Genomic DNA, 17,758 nt, shown 5'->3' with positions numbered 1-17,758 from the left:
ATGGGGCGTCCCTTCATCGTTGTCGGCGACAAGACCAGCCATGGTGGCACGGTCATTTCCGGCGATCAGACCTTTCTCGTTCATGGCAAGGCCGTCGCGCGTGTCGGCGACCTGACCACCTGTCCCAAGTGCAAAGGGACATTTCCCATCACATCCGGTGCGGGCGACATGAAGTCCATGGGCCAGGCACCGGCGCGCGACGGCGACCGGACGGCTTGTGGGGCCACGCTGATGGCGAGTCAGGGGGTGGCCACGCATTCGGAGGGGCAAACGGCTGGCCAGACCGCGCCCGCCGAGGATGCCGTTACGGCCCAGTCCCTGGCGGCAGCCGCGTCGTCCTTGCCTTCCTCGATTTGCCTGCCTTGCCTGGCTGCCGCCGCGCGGTCTGGCCAGACCTTGATGGTGCGGACATGAGCGCTTCATTGCTGCATGGGCGTATCAAGGCGCTGCCGAAGCCTTTGCCGGGCGAGCACCTGCATGTGCTGGTCGATGGGTTTCAGTACGCGGAGATGAACTTGCCGGGGCGCCTGGCTGAGCAGCCGGGTGCTCAGGCTTTGTTCGCAGGTACCGAAGAAGAGTCCTTGAAGGAGGACGGCCCGTGGTTGCTGGCGGTGCAATCGCAATCCGAAGCGCTTTGCCGCGATTTGCTGGCATTGGAGCAATGCAAGCCGGCTGTTTCCTGGATTTATGCCGCGCTTGGCACTGCCGAACTTGCCGCGCATTTGAAGGCGCGCCTGGACATGCGCTTGCCTGACGGCCGCTCGGCCCTGGTCCGGTTCTGGGATCCACGCGTACTGGCGACGCTGGCGCAGCGGCTCGATGAGGCTCAGCGCCTGGTTTTCTTCGACTCCCTCCGGGAATGGCATTTTCTGCTCGACGGCCGTCCTGTTCATATCGGACGCGATCATGATTGAACTCACCCCTGCGCAATACCAGCAGTTTCTGGATAGCGATACTCAACACTTCATTTCGGCTGCAGCGGATCAATATCTCGCGGACCACGAAGATCTGCGTAGCGACCCCGGTCGTGCCGAAGTGATCGAGCGCATGCGTGTTGCCTATGAGCGGGGTAGGGAAATCGGGTTTACCTCGACGCCGCATCTGCTCTACATGATGACATTCGAAGCGGGGGCGCCTGGCTTGTTCGGCGATGAACTGATCCGCTACTACCTGAGCAGGCCAGGTGCCACGCCGGAGCAACGGCTGGATGACTTCGATGCCATTCTGGCCGACGAATTACAACGCATGAAGGAGGAACAATAATGGCAGGTCTTGCAGTTCAGGCCGGGCGCGCCGCGGCGCAACGTGCCGTGCCCGTGATCCAACGCTGGTTGCCTCGTGCCGCAGGCGGGGCGGGAGGCGTGGTGGCGGGTGAGGGAATCGAGAAGCGACGGGAAGAAGCAGATAAGACCAAAAATTCACCACTGGCCAAGGCCGAGGTGGATTCGGCGTCGCGGGACAAGTGCCGGGCTTGCCCGCCGCTGGCGGGGCATGAGATCACCAAGAATTTCAGGGAGCACAAGTCATGGATGGACTATCAGGCGCGTATTACTGGTATGCGATCCGGCCCATTGTTCTTGACGGAGTGGAAATACGACAAGAGAGAATTCGATGGATTCAAGCCGGCCGAGTGCTTGCTGATGGAGGCGAAGGCGGGATACGACCAGTTTTTTTCGGGCCCCGGCGAATTTGAATACGACTTCAAGAAAAGAATCATCCACGACATGGTGGGGCAGGCAAGGCTGCAGAACATTGCCGCTCAGCCACGACCGCCTGTAAAGCTGCACTGGTACTTCATGGAACCCTGGACTTATGCCTATCTAAAGCCCCTGTTCTTACGAATCTCCCCGACTATTCGAGTCATTTTCCGACCATGAGCAAGCCGATGAAAGCGTTTGATATCAATATTTTCTATCCAGCGGTAAAGCCCCGTATCAGCCTTGTTGAGCGAATGAAGAAGGCTGGCGACCTTTTATCTATGTGGAGCAAGCACGACAAATGGATGAGTCTGGAGCATTGGCTGGTGGCGACAGGCGATGAAGATGGCTCGTTTCGATATCCAGTCTTTGAGGGGGCAATGCCTGGCACATCCGCTTTGGCCTATTACCGTGAGTTCCAGCGCAATCACGAGCCGGACGATCCGCGCTATCTCTGTTTTTGGAATGGGCAGCTAGAGAGAGGAGGGCGGGCCAGTTACTCTGATGAATACAACCATGTGGACGGCAGTCCGGAGATTGTCTGCCTCACCGTTGATCACATGGAGCGCTGGCAATATCCTTCGGCCCTCGTGGATGCGTTGAAGGAGTCTGCAAACCTTTTCTCCCCGCGTGCGATGTTCGTCAAGCCTGCAAGCTATACGCCGGTATTCTTCGACAAGCCCTGCGTGGCCTGGATGCTTTATCTTCCAGTTCAGCTCTCACCCATACAAGTCCCAGAAGCGGCGCGACTTGAGCCCGTCCACGATGCTTCCGGCCAGTTGCTGGGTACGATCATCGTCAGCGTCGCAGATGTGGTTTTCGACATCGGCAACCCCGCGCACGTACGAACCGCACATGACATCGAGGTTCGCCTGACCGACCAGGATTTGCTGCCCCGCTATCCTGATCTGCTGATCGGCGAAGATGCCGGCAGATAGATCCAATAAAAAACCCGGAAGTCACCTTCCGGTTTTTTCATCCTGCCAGTACCGACGAGGTGCTCAACGCAGATCAGTCGTCCCGTGCCTCCAGCGCACGGTTCAGGCTCAGTGCAGCCAGCGAGCCGACCGCACCCGAGAGCAGGTAGAAGCTCACATAAGCCATGCCGAAGTGCGCCGACAGACCCAAGGCGACCAGCGGTGCGAAACCGGCGCCGACCAGCCAGGCCAGATCTGAAGTCAGGGCCGCGCCGGTATAGCGATAACGGGCCTTGAAATTGGCCGTCACGGCACCGGCCGCCTGGCCGTAGGACAAGCCCAGCAGGGCGAAACCGATCAGGATGAAGGCATTCTGGCCGGATTCGCCACCATTCATCAGCGTCGGCACGAAGGCCGACAGGATCGCGATCAGCAATGCCATCGAGCCCAGCGTGTTGCGGCGACCGAAGCGGTCGGCGATCAGGCCCGAGACCACAATGCCCACCGCCATGATGAGGCCGCCCCAGATCTGGATCACCAGAAAGTCCACCGCTTCCCGCAGCGAATACAGCTTGATCCAGGACAGCGGAAACACCGTCACCAGATGGAACAGGGCATAGCTGGCCAGGGCAGCCAGGGCACCAATGATGATGTTGCGGCCCTGGGTGGTAGCGAGCTCAACCACGCCGGCCGGTTCCAGCTCACGCTCATCGAGCAGCTTGGCGTATTCCGGCGCCGAGACCAGGCGCAGGCGCGAGAACAATGCGACCACGTTGATGGCAAAGGCCACATAGAAGGGATAACGCCAGCCCCATTCCAGGAAATCGGCGGTGGTCAGGCTGGAAAGCATGTAGGCAAACAGGCTGGCCGCCACCACGAAACCCAGCGGGGCGCCCAACTGGCCCAGCGCAGCATACCAGCCGCGCTTGTTCGGCGGCGCGTTCATCGCCAGCAACGAGGGCAGACCGTCCCAGGCACCACCCAACGCCACCCCTTGACCAACGCGCAAGAGCGAGAGCAAGATGATGGCCCACATGCCAATGTGTTCAAAAGTTGGCAACAAGGCAATGCCCGCAGTCGAAAAACCGAGCATGAACAGGGCCAGCGTCAGTTTCACCTCTCGTCCGAAGCGTTTTTGAATCGCCATGAAGATCGTGGTCCCGATGGGGCGGGCCAGGAAGGCGAAGGAAAAGATCACGAAGGAATAGAGCGTGCCTTCCAGTTTGGGCTCGTTGGGGAAGAAGACCTGCGGAAACACCAGCACCGAAGCCAGTGCATAAACGAAGAAGTCGAAGTATTCGGACGCTCGTCCGATCACCACGCCGACGGCGATCTCACCGGGTTCGATCGTGCCGTGTTCGTGGGAAGTGGAAGGATTGTTCGCTTGAGGCCGGAGTTGACCCGAACCCTGAGCATTGTGGATGCTGGTGCTTGCCATGGCTTTGTCTCCCACTGTTAGAGGTTTAGTCGCAGTACGTGCTACAAATCCCAACCTGGCAGGTGGCAAGTGACAGGGTGGGACAAAACGTCCAATCGCCAACACACTTTATTGGCGTTACATTACCACGCTCTGATACATACGACTGGAATTTTCCTTCATGGTTTCTCAAATCCTCCGTCGCGGATTGCTCCTGCTTCCTGCGCTTCTGTTGGCTGGGTGCAACACCGTCGTGATGAATCCTTCCGGCGACATCGCTAACCAGCAAGCACGCCTGATCGTCATCTCGACTGCGTTGATGCTGCTCATCATCGTTCCGGTGATCGTCCTGACGCTGCTGTTTGCATGGCGTTATCGCAAGGGCAACACTTCCGCTCCCTACGAGCCGGACTGGGATCACTCGACCCGCCTGGAGCTGGTCATCTGGGGCGCGCCCCTGCTGATCATCATCGCCCTGGGCCTGCTGACCTGGATCACCACCCACACCCTGGACCCGTACCGTCCGCTCTCGCGCATTGACGCCGAGCGTCCGTTGTCGCCCCAGGTCAAGCCGCTGGTGGTGGAAGTCGTGGCGCTGGACTGGAAGTGGCTGTTCATCTATCCGGAGCAGGGCATCGCCACCGTCAACGAGCTGGCCGCACCGGTGGATACCCCGATCCAGTTCAAGATCACCGCCTCCAACGTGATGAACTCCTTCTACATCCCGGCACTGGCAGGTCAGATCTACGCCATGCCGAGCATGGAAACCAAACTGCACGCCGTGATCAACAAGGCCGGCGAATACGACGGTTTCTCGGCCAACTACAGCGGTGCCGGCTTCTCGCACATGCGCTTCAAGTTCCACGGCCTGGATCAGGCCGGCTTCGACGCCTGGGTCCAGAAAGCCAAGGCGTCGGCCGGCAAGCTGGACCGTGCCGAGTACATGAAACTGGAACAGCCGAGCGAACGTGAACCTGCCCGCCTCATCGGCAGTGTCGAGCCCGACCTGTTCCACGCCATCGTGAACCGCTGCGTGGCTGCCAACACGGTCTGCATGGACAAGATGATGGCCACCGACCTGAACGTGAAACCGGGCCAGCAAAAGGCCGAATGATTTCCTTGCCTGGTAGCCGTATCAGCGCAGCAGAATACCGCTGCGCCCCCATTTCCTTTTTCCCCGGGAAGTAAAGATGTCTGACAATTTTGACCTGATAAAGCTGATCTTCGGCCGTCTCAGTCTGGAAGCGATTCCATACCATGAGCCGATCCTGATTGGTACCTTCGCCATGGTGGCGCTGGGCGGCATAGTGGTACTGGGCCTGCTCACCAAATATCGCCTGTGGGGCATGCTGTGGCGCGACTGGTTCACCAGTATCGATCACAAGCGCATCGGCATCATGTACATCGTGCTGGCCATCGTCATGCTGCTGCGTGGCTTTGCCGACGCGCTGATGATGCGTGCGCAGCAGGCCATCGCGTTCGGCGACAATGCCGGCTTCCTGCCGCCGCACCACTATGACCAGGTGTTCACCGCCCACGGCGTGATCATGATCTTCTTCGTGGCCATGCCCCTGGTGACCGGTCTGATGAACTACGTCGTGCCCCTGCAGATCGGTGCGCGTGACGTGGCCTTCCCCTTCCTGAACAACTTCAGCTTCTGGATGACCACCTTCGGCGCAATGCTGGTGATGGCCTCGCTGTTCGTGGGCGAGTTCGCCCGCACCGGCTGGCTGGCCTACCCGCCGCTGTCGGGCATCCTCTACAGCCCCGACGTGGGGGTGGACTACTACATCTGGGCCTTGCAGGTGGCCGGGGTAGGGACACTGCTTTCCGGCATCAACCTGGTGGTGACCATCGTCAAGATGCGCGCCCCTGGCATGAACATGATGAAGATGCCGGTCTTCACCTGGACCTCGCTGTGCACCAACGTCCTGATCGTGGCGGCCTTCCCGGTGCTGACCGCCGTGCTGGCCATGCTGTCCCTGGACCGCGTCTTCGGCACCAACTTCTTCACCAACGACATGGGCGGCAACGCCATGATGTACGTGAACCTGATCTGGATCTGGGGCCACCCTGAGGTCTACATCCTGATCCTGCCGGCCTTCGGCGTGTTCTCGGAAATCGTCTCGACCTTCAGCGGCAAGCGCCTGTTCGGCTACACCTCGATGGTGTACGCGACGGTGGTGATCACCATCCTGTCCTACCTGGTGTGGCTGCACCACTTCTTCACCATGGGTTCGGGTGCCAGCGTGAACTCGTTCTTCGGCATCACCACGATGATCATCTCGATCCCGACCGGTGCCAAGATCTTCAACTGGCTCTTCACGATGTACCGTGGCCGTATCCGCTTCGAAGTGCCGATGCTGTGGACCATTGGTTTCATGGTCACCTTCGTCATCGGCGGCATGACCGGCGTGCTGCTGGCCGTTCCCCCGGCTGACTTCGTGCTGCACAACTCGCTGTTCCTGATCGCCCACTTCCACAACGTCATCATCGGTGGCGTGGTGTTCGGCATGTTTGCCGGCATCAACTTCTGGTTCCCGAAGGCCTTCGGCTTCAAGCTCAATGAGTTCTGGGGCAAGTGCTCGTTCTGGTTCTGGCTGGTCGGCTTCTACCTTGCCTTCATGCCGCTGTACGTGCTGGGCCTGATGGGTGTGACCCGCCGCATGAGCCACTTCGACGATCCGTCGCTGCAGATCTGGTTCGTGGTCGCTGCACTGGGTGCCGGCCTGATCGCCCTGGGCATCGGTTCCTTCATCATCCAGATCGCCGTCTCCATCCGCGACCGCAAGAAGCTGGCCGATGTCACCGGTGACCCGTGGAATGGCCGTACCCTGGAATGGTCGACCTCGTCGCCGCCGCCGGCCTACAACTTCGCCTTCACCCCGGTCGTGCATGACAACGACGCCTGGGCTGACATGAAGAAGAACCAGTATCAGCGTCCGCTGGGTGACTTCGTGGAAATCCACATGCCCAAGAACACCGGTGCCGGCTTCATCATCGCTGCACTGTCGGCCGTACTCGGTTTCACCCTGATCTGGCACATGTGGCTGCCGGCCGTGGCGATCTTCGTTGCACTGATCGCTGCCACCATCATCCACACCTTTAATTACAACCGCGACTACTACATCCCGGCCGACGAAGTCGTCCGTGTCGAAGCAGAGCGCACTCGTCTGTTGAATAGCCATGTCTGAAGCAATCAACCACACGGCCGACGCGACGCCAAGCTCGCGCTACTTCGTCCGCCATCATCATCCGGAGAACGGCACCCTGCTGGGCTTCTGGATCTACCTGATGAGCGATTGCCTGATCTTCGCCTGCCTGTTTGCGTGCTACGCCGTGCTCGGCCGCAACTATGCAGGCGGTCCGACCGGCGCCGAGCTGTTCGACCTGCCGCTGGTGGCGCTCAACACTGCGCTGCTGCTGCTGTCGTCGATCACCTACGGTTTCGCCATGCTGGCCATGCAGGCCAAGAAGCAGCAGAACACCATCATCTGGCTGGTCATCACGGGTCTGTTGGGTGCGGGCTTCATCTACTTCGAACTGTATGAGTTCCTGCACCTGATCCACGAAGGCGCCGGCCCGTCCCGCAGCGGCTTCCTGACCTCGTTCTTCGCGCTGGTCGGTACCCACGGTCTGCACGTCACCTTCGGCATCATCTGGTTGATCGTGCTGCTGTTCCAGATCAACAAGCATGGCCTGACCGAAGCCAACGGTCGCCGCCTGATGTGCCTGTCGATGTTCTGGCACTTCCTGGACGTGGTCTGGATCGGCGTCTTCACCTTTGTCTATCTGATGGGAGTCCTGCCATGAGCCGCGGCCACCAAGAACACCCGGCCCGTCCGATGGGCCAGCATGACGACCATGGCCACGGCCACGGTCATGGCGACCACGCCGCCCACGGCACGATGAAGGATTACGTCACCGGCTTCGTGCTGGCCGTGATCCTGACCGCGATCCCGTTCTGGATGGTGATGAACAAGACCATTTCCAGCTCGTCGACCCTGGGCATCGTGCTGCTGGCCTTCGCGGCCGTGCAGATCGTGGTGCACATCAAGTACTTCCTGCACATGAACGGCAAGTCCGAAGGTGGCTGGAACATGCTGGCGATGATCTTCACCGTCGTCATCGTGGTCATCGCGCTGTCCGGTTCGCTGTGGGTCATGTATCACCTGAACCACAACATGATGCCGACCATGTCGCCTGAAAACATGCCCACCGAAACGGTGCCGCAATCGATGCAAGGTATGCCGGGCATGCAGGATATGCAGCACGGCGCAGCCCAATCGAAATGAGCCCGACGCCAACCGATGGCGTGACGCAAGGCAAAGAAAGCGGGGCGGTGCAAGCCGCCCCGGTATCCCGCACAAAGGCCAGCTTGCTGCTGCTGACGCTTTTGGCGGGATTTTTCTTTCTGGTCTTCGCTGCGCTGGGAACCTGGCAGGTCTATCGCCTGCAATGGAAGCTGGACCTGATCGCCAAGGTCGATGCCCGCGTCCACGCCGCACCGGCGCCGCCGCCTGGTCCGCAGGAGTGGCCGAGCGTGAACGCCGAACGCGACGAGTACAAACGCGTGGTTCTCGCGGGCCGCTATCTGTACAGCAAGACAGTCGCCGTGCAGGCCAGTACTGACCTGGGCAGCGGCGCCTGGCTGCTCACCCCCTTGCAGATGGCCGATGGCAGCGTGGTGCTGATCAATCGCGGTTTCGTAGCGGTCTCGCCGCTCAAGCTGGCGGAAATGCAGCTGACCGATGCGCCTGCGGGACAAATGAACGAAGTGACCGGGCTCTTGCGCATGAGCGAGCAGGGCGGCGGCTTCCTGCGCAGCAATGACGCCGCGCAGAACCGCTGGTATTCACGCGATGTGAAGGCAATTGCGCAAGCGCGTGGCCTGCCGCTGGCGCAGGTGGCCCCTTACTTCGTCGATGCTGACAAGGCTTCCGCGCAAGCCAATGCCGCCGTGGCGCCGGATGCACAGAAACCGGTCGGTGGACTGACGGTGATTGCCTTCCACAACAGCCACCTGGTCTACGCCCTGACCTGGTATGCCCTGGCTCTCATGTCGCTGGCTGCAGGCTACTGGGTGATCCGCGACGAGCGCCGCTGGCGCCAGCGCATTCTGGATGCGCAAACCGGGCACTGAGTCATGACTGCCTCCGACACCGTCGCCAAGCGCAAGACGCTGCGCGAGCGCTGGCAGCGTCTGCGCCAGGGCGAGCAGAACCCGGCCGGCCACCAGAACATGCTGCTGCTGATCCAGCTGCGCTGGCTGGCGGTGCTGGGGCAGGTGTCCACCATCGCCTTCGTGGTGCTGGTATTCGACCTGCACCTGCCGCTGCCGCACATGCTGGAGGTGCTGTCCTGCCTGATCGCCTTCAATATCGCCAGCCACCTGCGCTGGCACGAGCGGCGCATCGCCACCAATGCTGAACTGTTTCTGGCCTTGCTGGTGGATGTAGCCGTACTGACCTTCCAGCTCTATCTCAGTGGCGGCATCACCAATCCCTTCGCCTTCCTGTATCTGATGCAGATCATCCTCTCGGCGGTGCTGCTCAAGCCCTGGTCGAGCTGGGCCATCGTCGGCGTGACCATGCTCTGCCTGGCCGGGCTGGCGCTGTTTTCCGAACCACTGGCGCTGCCGCCGGACCATAACGCCGGCCTCCTGAGCCTGTACGTCGAAGGAACGCTGATCTGCTTCCTGCTCAATGCCGGATTGATGGTCTTCTTCATCACCCGCATCAGCAGCAACCTGCGCGCCGGTGACGCCTTGCTGGCCGACCTGCGCCAGCGCGCCGCCGAGGAAGACCACATCGTGCGCATGGGCCTGCTGGCCTCGGGTGCTGCGCATGAGCTCGGTACGCCCCTGGCGACCGTCTCGGTGATCCTGGGCGACTGGAAACGCATGCCCGAGATCAGCCAGCGCGCCGACATGCTTGACGACATCGCCGAGATGGAAGCGCAGCTGCAGCGCTGCAAGTCCATTGTCAGCGGCGTGCTGTTGTCTGCCGGTGAGGCGCGGGGCGAATCCTCCATCAAGACCACGATCAATACTTTCCTCGACAGCGTGGCCGAGGACTGGCGCAAGACCCGTCCCGTCGAAATCTTCGAATACCGCAACCAGATCGGGCAGGATGTGCCGGTGGCCTTCGACTCGGCCATCAAGCAGATGCTGGGCAATGTCCTGGACAACGCCTTCGAGGTCTCGCCGCAATGGCTGGCCCTGGAAGTGCGGCGCGAAGGCGATCTGCTGCTCATGGAAGTGAGCGATCGCGGTCCCGGTTTCCCCGACTGGATGATCAATCAGATCGGCAAGCCCTACCAGTCCACCAAAGGCAAGCCTGGACGCGGCCTGGGCCTGTTCTTCGTGGTCAACGTTGCGCGCAAGCTGGGCGGTCGCGTTTGGGCCAGCAACCGTTCCGCCGGCGGCGCGCGCGTGACGCTGGAGCTGCCCCTGTCGGCCATCAGCCTCGAACCGCTGGAGCAGGCTGGTCCCGCCAGCGAAGCGCCGGACTATCCGACCGGCGCTTGAGCTGCCGCAAGCCGCCTCTGAAGCGGCTTTGACCGTGATCATTTCCTTTTTCTTCAGGGGCCGGCCATGTCCGGTGCCGTCTCGCCTTACAATATCGGCTTTGGCAAAGTAGAAAAATAGGGAATGACCATGTCGGCTGATCGCCTGCTTCTGATCATCGAGGACGACGCCGCCTTCGCACGCACCTTGGGACGCTCCTTCGAACGTCGCGGCTACACCGTCCTGCTGGCCGCCAGCCAGGAGGAAGCGGCCCTCCACCTGAAAGAACACAAGCCCGGCTATGCCGTGGTCGACCTCAAGCTGGGCGGCAATGCCTCGGGCCTGGCTTGCGTGCAGATGCTGCACACCCACGACGAAAACATGCTCATCGTGGTCCTGACCGGCTTCGCCAGCATCACCACGGCGGTGGAAGCCATCAAGCTGGGCGCCTGCCAATACCTGGCCAAGCCCTCCAATACCGACGACATCGAAGCCGCCTTCGGCCACGTGGCCGGTGCTTCCGAGCTCGAACTGCCGGCGCGCGCCACCTCCATCAAGACCCTGGAATGGGAACGCATCCACGAGGTACTGGTGGAAACCGATTTCAACATCTCCGAAACCGCGCGCCGCCTCGGTATGCACCGCCGTACCCTGGCGCGCAAGCTGGAAAAACAGCGTGTGAAGTAATCTGCACATGCCGTCGGCAGCGGTTATCATTACGCCCGCCCCGCGCGGTGAAGCGGGCCGGGCACTTTCATCAGAGGGAAATGACGTGAACCATTTCAACTTCCAGCGCGGCCTGCTGTGGGCCTGCACCGCAGCCATCGTGAATCTTTCTGCCGGCACTGCCCGGGCCGAGGACACCATCAAGATCGGCGAGATCAACAGCTACAAGGCCCAACCGGCCTTCCTGGAGCCGTACCGCCGGGGCTGGGAGATGGCCCTCGATGAAGTCAATGCCGCCGGCGGCGTGCTGGGCAAGAAGCTGGAAGTGATCGCCCGCGACGACAACGGCAACCCCGGTGACTCGGTACGAGTGGCCGAAGAGCTGATGGCGCGCGAGCGCGTGGCGCTGCTGTTCGGCGGTTTCCTCTCCAATACCGGCCTGGCTCTGACCGATTACGCCAGGCAGCACAAGGTGTTCTTCCTCGCCGCCGAACCACTGACCGACAAGATCGTCTGGCAGAACGGCAACAAGTACACCTACCGCCTGCGTCCCTCGACGTACATGCTGGTGGCCTCGGTGGTCAAGGAGGCGGCCAAGCTGAAGAAGAAGCGCTGGGCCATCGTCTATCCCAACTATGAGTACGGGCAGTCCGCCGTGGCCAGCTTCAAGACCCTGATGAAGCAGGCCCAGCCGGATGTGGAATTCGTAGCCGAACAGGCCACGCCGCTGGGCAAGATCGATGCCGGCGCGGTCACCCAGGCACTGGCCGATGCCAAGCCGGATGCCATCTTCAATGCGCTGTTCGCGGCTGATCTGGGCAAGTTCGTCCGGGAAGGCAACACGCGCGGCCTGTTCGAGAAGGTGGACGTGGTGTCGCTGCTGACCGGCGAGCCGGAATACCTCGATCCGCTCAAGGGCGAAGCGCCGCAGAACTGGATCGTCACCGGCTATCCCTGGTACGCCATCAACACACCCGAACACAAGAAGTTCGTCGAGGCCTACCGCAAGAAATACAACGACTACCCCCGCAACGGGTCGCTGGTCGGCTACAGCGCCCTGATGTCCATCGCCGCCGGCATCAGGAAGGCCGGCAGTACCGATGCCGACAAGCTCTCCGCAGCCTTCTCGGGCCTCAAGGTGGACACACCGGTCGCCTCCATCGTCTATCGTCCGCAGGACCACCAGTCCACCCTGGGCGCCTTCGTCGGCCGCACCGGCATCAAGGACGGCAAGGGCATCATGACCAGCTTCAGCTATGTCGACGGCGCCAGCCTGCAGTTGCCGGATGCCGAGGTCAAGAAGCTGCGTCCGGCCGACTGATCCGCGCAGCAATCGTGTCCGCCTTCGTATCCGGCCCACGCTGAGGCCATGCGCTCATGACGCTTGCCAGTCTCACCGTCCAGCTGCTCAACGGCCTGGCCGATGCCTGCGCGATGTTTCTGGTGGCGGCGGGGCTGTCGCTGATCTTCGGCGTGACGCGCATCGTCAATTTTGCCCACGGCTCCTTCTACATGCTGGGGCTGTATGTGGCCTACAGCCTGGTGGACCGGCTGGGCAGCAGTGCGCTTGGTTTCTGGGGGGCGCTGCTGCTGGCTGCGCTGGTGGTGGCTGCGCTTGGGGCGCTGGTGGAAGTGCTGATCCTGCGCCGCATCTATCGCGCGCCGGAACTGTTCCAGCTGCTGGCCACCTTTGCCCTGGTACTCATCATCAAGGATGCGGCGCTCTGGCTATGGGGTCCGGAAGACCTCTTCGGCCCGCGCGCACCGGGCCTCTCGGGGGCCGTGCATCTGCTGGGACGCAGGCTGCCGCAATATGACCTGCTGCTCATCGTCATCGGCCCGCTGGTGTTCGCCCTCTTGTGGCTGCTGCTCAATCGCACGCGCTGGGGCACGCTCATCCGTGCGGCCACGCAGGACCGCGAGATGCTGGGCGCGCTGGGGGTGAACCAGGCCTGGTTGTTTACCGCCGTGTTCGCCTTGGGCTGCTTCCTGGCGGGGCTGGGTGGCGCGCTGCAAGGGCCGCGCATGCCGGCCAACCTGGCGCTGGATCTGGACACCATCGGCAACGCCTTCGTGGTGGTGGTGGTCGGCGGCATGGGCTCGCTTGGAGGCGCGTTCGCCGCCGCCTTGCTGATCGCCGAAGTCAAGGCGCTCTGCATTGCGCTGGGCAATGTCTCCTTGTTCGGACTGGAAGTCTCGCTCTCGCGACTCACGCTGGTGGTGGAATTCCTGGTCATGGCGGCGATCCTGGTGATACGCCCGTGGGGCCTGTTCGGCAAGCCGCTGGCGCTGCTGCGCAATGGCGCCGGGCATGACGCGCCGCTGCGCGCATCAGGCCGCCGGGCGCGCCTGGCGGGATGGGCCGCGCTACTGCTCTTGCTGGCACTGCCGTTGCTGGCTGCGCGCTTCCCCTATCTGCCGGTGCTGATGGTGGAAATCCTCATCGCCGTCCTCTTCGCGGCCAGTCTGCATTTCCTGATGGGGCCGGGTGGCATGGTGTCCTTCGGCCATGCCGCCTATTTCGGACTGGGTGCCTACGCTGCCGCACTGGTCACGCTCAAGCTGCAATGGCCGATGCCGCTGGCCATGCTCACGGGGGCGCTCACGGCAATGGCCGGGGCGCTGCTGTTCGGCTGGTTCTGCGTGCGCCTGTCGGGCGTCTATCTGGCCATGCTCACGCTGGCCTTCGCGCAGATCGTCTGGGCGGCCATCTTCCAGTGGGACGACCTGACCGGCGGCAGCAACGGGCTGGTCGGCATACGGCCCAGTGCAGCGCTGGCCTCGCCGCTGGCCTACTACTATCTGGCCCTGGGGTGTGCGGCGCTGGGTGTCTACCTGTTACGGCGCGCGATCCACGCGCCATTCGGCCTGGCCCTGCGTGCCGCACGCGATGCTGCCGTGCGCGCCGAATCGCTGGGCATGGACGTGCGCAGCCTGCAGTGGGGTGGCTTTGCCGTCGCCGGGCTGTTCTGCGGGCTGGCCGGGGTATTGTTCGCTTTTTCCAAGGGCAGCATCTCGCCCGAAGTGTCCAGTGTCGGACGCTCGGTCGATGGTCTGGTGATGGTCTTGCTGGGCGGCGTACAGAGCCTGCTTGGCCCGGTGCTGGGGGCGGCCCTGTTCACCTGGCTGCAGGATCTGGTGGCGCGCGAGACCGATTACTGGCGTGCCTTGCTGGGGGGCGTGATTCTGTTGCTGGTGTTGCTGTTCCCGGACGGTATCGCCGGGGCCTGGCAGCGCCTGCGCCGGCCGGTCAGGGAGGAGGGCACATGAGCCTGCTGCAAATCGACGGCCTGCGCAAATCCTTTGGCGGCGTTGCCGCGCTCGATGACCTGTCCTTCACGCTGCCGGCCGGCCAGATGCTGGCACTGATCGGCCCGAACGGCGCCGGCAAGTCGACCTGCTTCAATGTCATCAACGGCCAGTTGCGGCCCGATGGCGGGCGCGTACTGCTCGATGGTGCCGATATCGCCGGTCTGGATCCGCGCCGCATCTGGGCGCGCGGCGTGGGGCGTACCTTCCAGGTGTCGGCGGCTTTCGCTTCGCTCACGGTACTGGAGAACGTCCAGGCGGCCTTGCTCTCGCATCACCGTCGGCTGTGGCAGTTATGGCGTCCGGCGGCCGCCTGCCTGCGCCAGGAAGCCATGCAGCTGCTGGAGCAGGTCGGCATGGCCGACCAGGCCGGGCGGGCCTGTGCTGTGCTGGCCTATGGCGACATCAAGCGGCTTGAGCTGGCCATGGCCCTGTCCAATGCGCCGCGCCTGCTGTTGATGGATGAGCCGACCGCCGGCATGGCCCCGCGCGAGCGTCAGGAACTGATGGCGCTGACGCGCCGCCTGGTCAGCGAGCGCGGCTTGTCGGTGCTCTTTACCGAGCACAGCATGGATGTGGTCTTCGCCTTCGCCGACCGCATCATCGTATTGGCGCGTGGTCAGCTGATCGCCCAGGGCGAGCCCGAAGCAGTCCGCCAGGATGCCCGCGTGCGCGACGTCTATTTCGGTTCCGGCGCCAGTTTCGGGAGTGCGGCATGAGTGCGCCTCTGTTGAGAGTGGAGGGCCTGCATGCGTTCTACGGACAGGCGCACATCCTCTTCGATCTTTCCCTGGAGGTGGGGCGGGGCGAGGTGCTGGCGCTCACCGGTCCCAATGGCGCAGGCAAATCCACCACGCTGAAGGCGTTGATGGGACTGCTGCAAGGCACGCAGGGCCGGGTCATGCTGGACGGACATGACATCACGCGTCTGGCCCCCTATCAGCGCGCACGCCTGGGGCTGGGTTTCGTACCCGAGGACAGGCGCATCTTCACCGAACTGAGCGTCCTGCAGAACCTGGAGACCGGCCGCCAGCCCCCGCGCCAGGGCGTGCCGAGCTGGACCGTGCAGGCGCTGCTGGCACTGTTTCCCAACCTGGCCGCCATGCCGCATCGCCCCGGTGGGCGCATGAGCGGCGGTGAGCAACAGATGCTGACCATCGCGCGCACGCTGATGGGCAATCCCCAACTGCTGTTGCTGGACGAACCGTCCGAAGGGGTGGCCCCGGTCATCGTCGAGCAGATGGCCAGGATGATCCTCGACCTGAAGCAGCGCGGCCTCTCCATCCTGTTGTGTGAACAGAATACGCACTTCGCAAACATGGTCAGCGACCGCAGCTGCGTGCTGGATCAAGGCCGCTTGTTGGTGTAGGAAAACGCCCGATGGCGGCAAGCTCATCCGCGCCAAAGTGGCCTGTGGCAAGGCCCGTAGGGGGAGGGCCTGCAAGATGTAACAACGCATGCCCATCCTTGTTGCAAATCGCGGGGAACCGTTGAGGTGGCCCGTGTCCAAACTCCTGAACGCTGCTCGTTTCCTGTTTCCTCACTGCAATCGAGCCCAGCCCAACGGAGAAAAATACAATGCCCAACATCGCCAGGCACCCCACGGTGCATTGGCCTGCCGACGACTTCAATGATGCTGGAATACGCAACGACCACGCCAAGGTCGCGGTAGGCGATGACGCCAACGATATCTTCTTTGCCGCCGTCGAAATGACGCGCATGCCGATGATCGTGTCCGACCCCAACAAGCCGGACAACCCCATCATCTTCGTCAACAATGCCTTCATGAACATGACCGGCTACAGCCGTGCCGAAGTGGTGGGCAAGAACTGCCGCTTCCTGCAAGGGCCGGAGACCGACCGTTCGGTGGTGGCCCAGGTCCGCCAGGCGGTGGCCGAGCGACGCGAGATGGCCACCGAACTGTTGAACTACCGCAAGAACGGCTCGACGTTCTGGAATGCCCTGTTCATTTCACCGGTCTATGATCAGCGCGGCGAGCTGAAGTATTTCTTCAGCTCCCAACTGGACATCAGCCGCCGCCGCGATGCCGAACAGGCGCTGGGCCAGGCGCGCAAGATGGAGGCGCTGGGCCAACTGACCGGCGGCATTGCGCACGACTTCAACAACCTGCTGCAGGTCATCAGCGGTTACCTGGACATCATCAACCTGGCCCTGCGCAGCGATACGCCTGACCTGGGCCGGGTCTCGCGCAGCGCCGACAGCATCCGCAAGGCCTCCGGCAAGGCCGCCATGCTGACCCAGCAACTGCTGGCCTTCGCCCGCAAGCAGCGGTTGGAGGGCCGCACCATCAACCTCAATTCGCTCACGGAAGGTTTTACCGACCTGGTGCAGCGAACCCTGGGCGGCGACATCGTGGTACGGACCCAGCTGACCCCGGGTCTCTGGAATTGCCGCCTCGACCCCACCCAGATGGAAGTGGCCCTGCTCAACGTGCTCATCAATGCGCGCGATGCGATGTCCGGCAAGGGAACGGTACGCATCCATACAAGCAATGAAGACCTCACTTCCGAAGATCGTGCGATCCAGCTCGGCGTCAAACCCGGTCTCTATGTCTGTATCGCGGTCACCGACAACGGTCCCGGCATCCCGGCCGACATCCTGCCGCGGGTGATGGACCCCTTCTTCACCACCAAGGAGGAAGGCAAGGGCACTGGCCTGGGCCTGTCGATGGTGTATGGATTCGTCAAGCAATCCGGCGGCTCGGTGCGGATTTCATCGAGCGTGCAGAGCGGCACGACGGTATCGATCTACTTCCCGGCCACGCAGGACCAGGTCGGCGGGGCATTTGAGTATGACAATCGTACGCACACCCAGGGAGGGCACGAGCACGTCCTGGTGGTGGACGACAGAATCGAAGTCGCCGAACTGGCTCAGGCCATGCTGGAGAGCCTGGGTTACCGCGTGACGATGGTCAATTCCCCTACGGAAGCGCTGCAGGTGTTGCGCGCCGAGCCCAAGGTGGATCTGCTGTTCACCGATCTCATCATGCCGGGCAGCATGAATGGCGTGGTGCTGGCGCGAGAAGCCCGGCGCATGGTACCTTCCATCAAAATATTATTAACTACCGGTTACGCCAGTGAATCGATAGAGCGGCATGGGGCCGACGGCGAGTTTCCCGTCATCGACAAGCCATACCGCCATGATGAGCTGGCCCGCAAGATCCGCATAGTCTTGGATGGCGCCACTGGCGTGAGCTGAAAAAAAGAATAACAAGTCGTCCGTA

The 17,758-nt window shown here is 62.3% G+C and carries 18 protein-coding genes; 17 read left to right on the top strand and 1 reads right to left on the bottom strand.

What is annotated here, in order from left to right; genetic code table 11:
- The 5 genes from ACODSZ_RS02410 to ACODSZ_RS02390 are packed head-to-tail and all read left to right on the top strand — an operon-like array spanning position 1 to position 2,635.
- Positions 1-414, top strand: coding sequence for a PAAR domain-containing protein (locus ACODSZ_RS02410; RefSeq protein WP_488926966.1), 414 nt, complete (start codon positions 1-3; stop codon positions 412-414).
- Positions 411-914, top strand: coding sequence for a DUF4123 domain-containing protein (locus tag ACODSZ_RS02405; protein ID WP_488926965.1), 504 nt, complete (start codon positions 411-413; stop codon positions 912-914). The genes ACODSZ_RS02410 and ACODSZ_RS02405 overlap by 4 nt, the downstream gene beginning before the upstream one ends.
- A complete protein-coding gene (locus ACODSZ_RS02400; RefSeq protein WP_299540853.1) occupies positions 907-1,263 on the top strand; it encodes a hypothetical protein in 357 nt (118 codons plus the stop codon). Before ACODSZ_RS02405 ends, ACODSZ_RS02400 begins: the two co-directional genes overlap by 8 nt.
- On the top strand, positions 1,263-1,877 hold the full coding sequence (locus ACODSZ_RS02395; RefSeq protein WP_488926964.1) for a Tox-REase-5 domain-containing protein: 615 nt from the start codon (positions 1,263-1,265) through the stop codon (positions 1,875-1,877). The genes ACODSZ_RS02400 and ACODSZ_RS02395 overlap by 1 nt, the downstream gene beginning before the upstream one ends.
- Positions 1,874-2,635: a hypothetical protein gene (locus ACODSZ_RS02390; RefSeq protein ID WP_488926963.1), complete on the top strand. Its 762-nt coding sequence runs from the start codon at positions 1,874-1,876 to the stop codon at positions 2,633-2,635. The genes ACODSZ_RS02395 and ACODSZ_RS02390 overlap by 4 nt, the downstream gene beginning before the upstream one ends.
- 73 nt (positions 2,636-2,708) lie before the next feature.
- Here ACODSZ_RS02390 and ACODSZ_RS02385 read toward each other — a convergent pair whose 3' ends face one another.
- The gene (locus ACODSZ_RS02385; RefSeq protein WP_008329105.1) at positions 2,709-4,052 is read right to left on the bottom strand and encodes an MFS transporter; all 1,344 of its coding nucleotides are present in this window, start codon (positions 4,050-4,052) and stop codon (positions 2,709-2,711) included.
- Positions 4,053-4,212: 160 nt separating this feature from the next.
- Between ACODSZ_RS02385 and cyoA the strand changes: the two genes are divergently transcribed.
- The 12 genes from cyoA to ACODSZ_RS02325 all read left to right on the top strand — a co-directional run bounded on the left by cyoA (position 4,213) and on the right by ACODSZ_RS02325 (position 17,733).
- The gene (cyoA, locus tag ACODSZ_RS02380; RefSeq protein ID WP_488926962.1) at positions 4,213-5,145 is read left to right on the top strand and encodes a ubiquinol oxidase subunit II; all 933 of its coding nucleotides are present in this window, start codon (positions 4,213-4,215) and stop codon (positions 5,143-5,145) included.
- Positions 5,146-5,221: 76 nt separating this feature from the next.
- Entirely contained in the window at positions 5,222-7,225 is a 2,004-nt protein-coding gene (cyoB, locus tag ACODSZ_RS02375) for a cytochrome o ubiquinol oxidase subunit I (RefSeq protein WP_008329103.1), read from the top strand.
- A complete protein-coding gene (gene cyoC, locus ACODSZ_RS02370) occupies positions 7,218-7,844 on the top strand; it encodes a cytochrome o ubiquinol oxidase subunit III (RefSeq protein WP_008329102.1) in 627 nt (208 codons plus the stop codon). The genes cyoB and cyoC overlap by 8 nt, the downstream gene beginning before the upstream one ends.
- On the top strand, positions 7,841-8,326 hold the full coding sequence (gene cyoD / locus ACODSZ_RS02365) for a cytochrome o ubiquinol oxidase subunit IV (protein WP_034350358.1): 486 nt from the start codon (positions 7,841-7,843) through the stop codon (positions 8,324-8,326). Before cyoC ends, cyoD begins: the two co-directional genes overlap by 4 nt.
- Positions 8,323-9,174 carry an SURF1 family protein gene (locus ACODSZ_RS02360; RefSeq protein ID WP_008329100.1) on the top strand — a complete coding sequence of 284 codons (852 nt, stop codon included), beginning with the start codon at positions 8,323-8,325 and terminating at the stop codon, positions 9,172-9,174. Before cyoD ends, ACODSZ_RS02360 begins: the two co-directional genes overlap by 4 nt.
- Before the next feature lie 3 nt (positions 9,175-9,177).
- Positions 9,178-10,560: an ATP-binding protein gene (locus tag ACODSZ_RS02355; RefSeq protein WP_008329099.1), complete on the top strand. Its 1,383-nt coding sequence runs from the start codon at positions 9,178-9,180 to the stop codon at positions 10,558-10,560.
- 129 nt (positions 10,561-10,689) lie between these two features.
- Entirely contained in the window at positions 10,690-11,226 is a 537-nt protein-coding gene (locus ACODSZ_RS02350) for a response regulator transcription factor (RefSeq protein WP_008329097.1), read from the top strand.
- A 112-nt stretch (positions 11,227-11,338) separates the two neighbouring features.
- Positions 11,339-12,526, top strand: a complete 1,188-nt coding sequence (locus ACODSZ_RS02345) for an ABC transporter substrate-binding protein (RefSeq protein WP_217509867.1) — start codon at positions 11,339-11,341, stop codon at positions 12,524-12,526.
- Between the two features lie 56 nt (positions 12,527-12,582).
- A complete protein-coding gene (locus ACODSZ_RS02340; protein ID WP_488926961.1) occupies positions 12,583-14,475 on the top strand; it encodes an ABC transporter permease in 1,893 nt (630 codons plus the stop codon).
- Positions 14,472-15,233, top strand: coding sequence for an ABC transporter ATP-binding protein (locus tag ACODSZ_RS02335; RefSeq protein ID WP_488926960.1), 762 nt, complete (start codon positions 14,472-14,474; stop codon positions 15,231-15,233). Before ACODSZ_RS02340 ends, ACODSZ_RS02335 begins: the two co-directional genes overlap by 4 nt.
- Positions 15,230-15,883 carry an ABC transporter ATP-binding protein gene (locus ACODSZ_RS02330; protein ID WP_008329092.1) on the top strand — a complete coding sequence of 218 codons (654 nt, stop codon included), beginning with the start codon at positions 15,230-15,232 and terminating at the stop codon, positions 15,881-15,883. The genes ACODSZ_RS02335 and ACODSZ_RS02330 overlap by 4 nt, the downstream gene beginning before the upstream one ends.
- Positions 15,884-16,092: 209 nt before the next feature.
- A complete protein-coding gene (locus tag ACODSZ_RS02325; RefSeq protein ID WP_488926959.1) occupies positions 16,093-17,733 on the top strand; it encodes a histidine kinase famiy protein in 1,641 nt (546 codons plus the stop codon).
- Positions 17,734-17,758: the final 25 nt, after the last annotated feature.

This window comes from Herbaspirillum sp. FG34 (assembly GCF_057809315.1).
Note: the sequence above shows the minus strand (reverse complement) of the source record. Positions and strands in the feature narration are given on the sequence as shown.